This window comes from Streptomyces sp. CO7 (assembly GCF_053474865.1).
Map to the genome: position 1 here is coordinate 1 of NZ_JBRIOU010000184.1, position 5,589 is coordinate 5,589.

Sequence of the window (5,589 nt, forward strand, 5' to 3'; positions counted from 1 at the left end):
GCCGGGGCCTGGGGCACGGTTCTCGACGTCCCCCGCCGTTCCCAGGAACTGCACACCGGCCACAGCCCTCAGTGGGACGGGGGCGGGGAGGCGTGGTCGGCGCCGGCCTGCACCGCGATGCTCGTCGAGTACTTCGGCCACGGTCCCGATGCCGCGGAGATGGCGTGGATCGACCCCGCAGACACCGCGCCGCAGGTCGACTTCACCGCTCGCGCGGTCTACGACTACGCGTACAAGGGGTGCGGCAACTGGGCCTTCAACGCCGCCTACCCGGCGCGGTACGGACTCGGCGGGATGGTCACCCGCCTGCGCTCGCTGGGCGAGCTCGAACGCTTCATCCGCGCGGGCATACCGATCGCCACGGCCCAGAGCTTCCGCATCGGCGAGCTCGCCGGCGCGGGCTACTCGCCGGCCGGAAGCATCAAGATCGTCTGTGGCTTCACGGCCGGCGGCGACGTCGTGGTCAACGACCCCCTCTCGGCCACCGACGAGGAGGTGCGGCGGGTCTACCCGCGCGGAGAGTTCGAGCACGTCTGGCTGTCGGCGTCCGGCGGCGGCGGCGTGGTCTACCTCGTCCACCCTCCCGAGCTGCCCCTGCCTGCCAACGTGGAAGGTGCGGACGCCAACTGGTGAGCCGGGCGGCTGAGGCGGACCGTCCGGGACCGGGGTCCGCGACACCGGCGGATGTCCGTGGCGGCCGGACCGGCGGGGCGGCCGGCGCGGCGTCGATGGACCTGAGGGTGTATCAACTCGCGGCCGGTGCACTCCATATGGTGCAGTCGTGAAGCCGGCGTGAAGCAGCAGTGGTGAACCAGGGATTCCCTTCGTCCAACTCTCTTGCCATATGCGGCCTTGGTCGTGACGATGGCGTGAAGAAGGTCTTCACGTCACGTCCACGGGGACTGTGTGACGTGTGCTGAACCGCCGTGGCCGACCACGCGGCGGTGCTCCGGCGCGGGGGTGCTCCGCCGTGCCCTGAAGCGGAGGAATCATGGGGGATTCGGGGGTCGGCGGCAGCATGCCCGCTCTGCCGTCGCTGGACGTCGAGAAGCTGCCTCTGGTGCTGGCCGGGCCGATGGTCCGACGTGTGGACGAGGCGGGCGTGACCGTCTTCTTCGCGCTCAAGGCCGCCCGCAAGGTCACGCTGGAGGTGTTCACCGGCAGCAGCGGACCGCTGCCGGAACCGGTGGCCCGCGGCACCGCCGTCACCGCGCGGATCGGCGAGCACCTGCACGTCGTCGCGGTCACCGCCCGCCCCGCGTCCGCCGGTGCGCTCCGGCCGGGGACCGTGCACCGGTACACCGTGCGGTTCTCCGCGGACACCGCCGCCCCGGACACGCCGGTCCCGGCCGGTGCGCCCGGCCTGTTCAGTGACGGCGTCGTCCACGCCAAGGGGGACCAGGCACGCGGGCGCCTGCTCTACGGCTCCGGCGCGCCCGACCAGCCGAGCTTCGTCACCCCGCCCGACCACCCGTCGAAGCTGCGCTTCTTCCACGCCTCCTGCCGCAAGCCCCACGGCCCCGGACTGGACGCCCTGGCCGTCCTGGACCAGGTCCTCGCGGCCGACATCGGCAAGCCCGCCCACCGCCCGCAACAGCTCTTCCTCACCGGCGACCAGATCTACGCCGACGACGTCGCCGAAGTCCTGCTGCACATGTGCACGCAGTACGGGCGCGTCCTGCTGGGCCGGGACGAGACCTTCCCGACCCTGCCCCGCGAGCACCGGCTGCTCCTGATGAAGCCCGGCAAGCGGCAGCAGCTCACCGTCGAGGACTTCCACCTCACCGGCGACGTGGGGCACTCGCACCTGCTCACCCTCGGTGAGTTCTATGTCATGTACCTGTTGTGCTGGTCGGACACCCTGTGGCCCCAGGGGTTCGACCTGCGTCTGCTCTTCCCGCAGTTCTACGAGGACGACCACCGGACCATCGGCAGTCCGCACCCGGACGAGGCCGACAAGCTCTGGTTCGTGCACTCCTTCCGCAAGAAGTCGCTGGGCGTCTACAAGGACTTCCTCGAGCGGTGCGGCAACATCAAGAACTTCGGGGAGACGGTCCCCGACGTGCGGCGGGCGCTCGCCAACACCGCGACCTACATGATGTTCGACGACCACGAGATCACCGACGACTGGTACATCGCCTCGTCCTGGGTCGACGGCGTCTGCTCCACCGACCACGGCCGGCGGTTCCTCGCCAACGGGCTGACCGCCTACGCGGTGTTCCAGCACTGGGGCAACGTCCCGGAGGCCTTCGGGCCCGGAGCCGCGGGCGAGGCCGGACGCGACCTGCTGGCCGCCCTGTCCCAGCCCGACCACACCGCGCCCGGCACCGCCGCCGTGATCGCCCGCCGCACCGGGGTGCCCGACGGCACCGCCTCCGGCCGCATCGTGCGCGAGGACGGCTCCCTGATCTGGCACTACAGCGTCGACTGGCCCGCCCACCAGCTCGTCGCCGTGGACACCCGCACCCAGCGCGTCTTCCGCGGCGGCCCCAAGGACTCACCGGCGCTCATCTGGTCCGACGCCTCCTACGCCGCGATGCTCGAATCGGCGCCCGACCGCGGGACGGAGAAGGTCACCGTGCTGCTGTCGCCCTGCCCGGTGCTCGGCCACCCGCAGATCGAGGAGATCGCCCAGCCGGCGATCAGGAAGTACATGGAGACGGGCTACCTCTGGCAGGACTGCGAGGCCTGGTGCCACGACGAGGAGGCCTTCCAGAAGTTCCTCGCCCGCCTGTTCGGCCAGGCCGCACCCGGCCCCGACGGTGTCCGGCGGCGCCGGATCGTCTCCCTGGGCGGCGACGTCCACTACGGCTTCGCCGTCCGCATGCGCTACGGCGCCACCCACCCCTACAAGGCGCCGGCGGGCAAGGTGCGCGGCGTCCTGGCCCAGCTCACCGCCAGCGCCCTGAAGAACCAGTCGGGCGGCACGAAGACCCTGCAGACCCTCGGCTACGCCCTCACCGCCCCCTGGGCCACCCACCTGGGCTGGAACGTGCCCCCGGGCGGAAGGATCGCCGTCGACGTGGAAGGCCTGCCCGGCGACCCCCCGCAGCGCACCCTCCTCACCCGGTCGCCCGGTCTCGTCAAACCGCCGCGCGGACGGAAGGTGCTGAGCCCCACGCCCCACTGGGAGTGCCTGTACGAGTACTTCGAGCACGACGACCCCATGGCGAAACCCCGCCCCGACGCGACGATCCCCGTCGCGTTCCCGCCCGACGATCCGAGCCAGGCCGTCGCCGACTACGCCGCCGCCTCCGGCAACCACTTCTCCTACCTGGTGAAGGGCACCGGGCGGGCGATCGTCGGACACAACAACATCGGCGAGGTCACCTTCACCTGGGGCGCGGGCGACGACAAGTCCGTGAGCCAGACCCTGTGGTGGCGGTTCGACGGGCAGCGGACGGCCGCTCCGCTCACCCGCTTCGTCCTCCCGCTGCCCCTCGGACCGGACTCCGGAACGCTCGCCCCGGACGCCCACGGCGTCGCCCCGGGGGCCGCGCCGCCGACCGGCCCGTACAGCCTCCTCGCGGGCGACGACGCGAACGACGATGCGCACGACGGCGCGCACCACGACGCGCACGACGACGCGAACGAAGGGACGCAGGCATGAGCACCCCGCAGGAGAACCCTCCCGCCTCCCCGGATCAGCCGGCCGCGCCCGCCGAAACCACCGACGGCCAGTCCGCCCTGGTGGAGGAGGTGCTGCGGCTGATCGAGCCGCTCACCCACGCCGCCGCGAACCCGATGGCGCTGGCCCGCTTCCTCGCCGCGACCGGCTGGCGGCCCGAGGCCGCCGGGGACGACGCCGGCGAGCAGGTGGCCGGCTGGCTCGAGGACGTCGCCGGGGTGGTCGGCTCCCTCCAGGAGGCTGTGGAGAACCCGCCGCAGGACCTCGACGGTCTCCAGGAGCTGCTCCGGACCGTGGGCCAGGCCGTCCAGGTGGTGCGCACCGTCCCGCCCGCCCTCGCCGACCTCGACCCCGGCCGGTTCGCCGAGGACGTGGTCCATCAGCTGGTCGCCGACTGGCTCCGGCTCCATCACCCGTTGCTGCGTTCCGTCCTCGTGGTGCTCGGCGTGCTCGTCGAGGAGGACCCCCTCGGCCCCGCCTCCGGCGGAGCGGCGGAGGAAACCGTCACCGGTGTCGAGGGCGCCGCCGTCCGGGTCCCCGTCGCCCGGGACAGACTGCGCCCCGAGCGGCTCGTGGAACTGGTCCGCGACCCGGTCGGAGCGCTCCGGGCCGCCTACCTGCCGGACGGGCCGGCCGACGAGGAGGCCGCCGACGCCTTCGCCGCGCTCCTGCTCCCCCGCCTCGCCGACCTGCTGCGCGCGCTCGGCGTCGGCGACGTGCTGGCCGGACTCGGCGACACCACCGACACCGACCTGACGCCCGCCTCGGTGGCCCTCGGCCGCCGGATGCTGACCTTCCAGCTGCCGGTGTCGCCCTCCGGCCCGGTCACCCAGGCGGCCGTCACCCTCGGGGCCACCCTCGGCATCGGCTCCGCCGACACCGGCGACCTCGGCTTCGTCCTCGTGCCCCGTGGATCCGCCGCCTTCCAGCGGCAGTTCGGGGATTGGGTGATGCGCGCGGACCTCGCGGGGGCGGGCCCGGCCGTCGCGCTCGGCCCGGGCGGCGTCACCTTCTCCGACGGCGCTCCCACCGGCGGACGCGCCGAACTCGGTCTGGAGCTGCGCAAGGGAGACCCGTCGGGCGGTGGCCAGGAGCCGCCCGCCGTGCTGCTGGGCAGCGCCGACGGCACCCGGCTGGAGATCGGCTCCTTCCGTGCCTGGATACGCGCCGTCCTCGAACAGGGGCGCCCCGGGGAGCCCGACCCGTCCGACGTCGAGATCGGCGTCGCCGCCGACCGGGCCGCCGTGGTGGTCGCCGGCGGCGACGGCGACGGATTCCTCGCCTCCGTCCTGCCAGCCGACGGGCTGCGCACCGAGTTCGCCCTCGGCCTGCGCTGGTCCCGCCGCAGGGGCCTGACCTTCGCCGGCTCCGGCGGCCTGGACGCCGTCCTTCCGGTCAACGCCCGCCTCGGGCCCATCGAACTCGTCTCCGTGCAGCTGGAGTTGCGCGCCGACGCGGAGGGCGAGGAGCTCACCGCGCGGGTCGGCGCGACCGCCCGGATCACCCTCGGCCCGGTCACCGCCACCGTGGAAGGGATCGGGCTGGAGGCCGGCCTGTCCGCACGGGACGGCAACCTCGGCCCGGTCGGCCTCGGCGCCGGCTTCGCCCTGCCCAAGGGCGCCGCGCTCAAGGTCGCCGCGGGCCCCGTCACCGGCGGCGGCTACCTCTTCTTCGACCGGGCCAAGGAGGAATACGCAGGCGTCCTCGCCCTCCAGATGGAGAGCATCGCGCTGACCGCCGTCGGTCTGCTCACCACCCGGATGCCCGACGGGGCGGACGGCTTCTCGCTGCTGATCCTGGTGTGCGCCGAGTTCACCCCGCTGCAACTCGGGTTCGGCTTCACCCTGAACGGCGTCGGCGGCCTGATCGGCATCAACCGCTCCGTCTCGGTGGACACCCTGCGGGCCGGCGTCCGCACCAAGGCGCTCGACTCCGTCCTCTTCCCCCGCGACCCCCTGGCC

Annotated in this window: 3 protein-coding genes; all 3 read left to right on the forward strand. The window is 73.3% G+C overall.

The window, feature by feature from the left end; all coding sequences use genetic code 11:
* The coding region (locus tag ACOV8S_RS32175) for a C39 family peptidase (protein ID WP_448322098.1) at window positions 1–633 on the forward strand (633 nt) is incomplete at its 5' end.
* Window positions 634–991: 358 nt separating this feature from the next.
* On the forward strand, window positions 992–3,610 hold the full coding sequence (locus ACOV8S_RS32180) for a hypothetical protein (RefSeq protein ID WP_448322100.1): 2,619 nt from the start codon (window positions 992–994) through the stop codon (window positions 3,608–3,610).
* On the forward strand, window positions 3,607–5,589 hold a 1,983-nt coding region (locus ACOV8S_RS32185), incomplete at its 3' end, for a DUF6603 domain-containing protein (protein ID WP_448322101.1). The genes ACOV8S_RS32180 and ACOV8S_RS32185, both read left to right, overlap by 4 nt.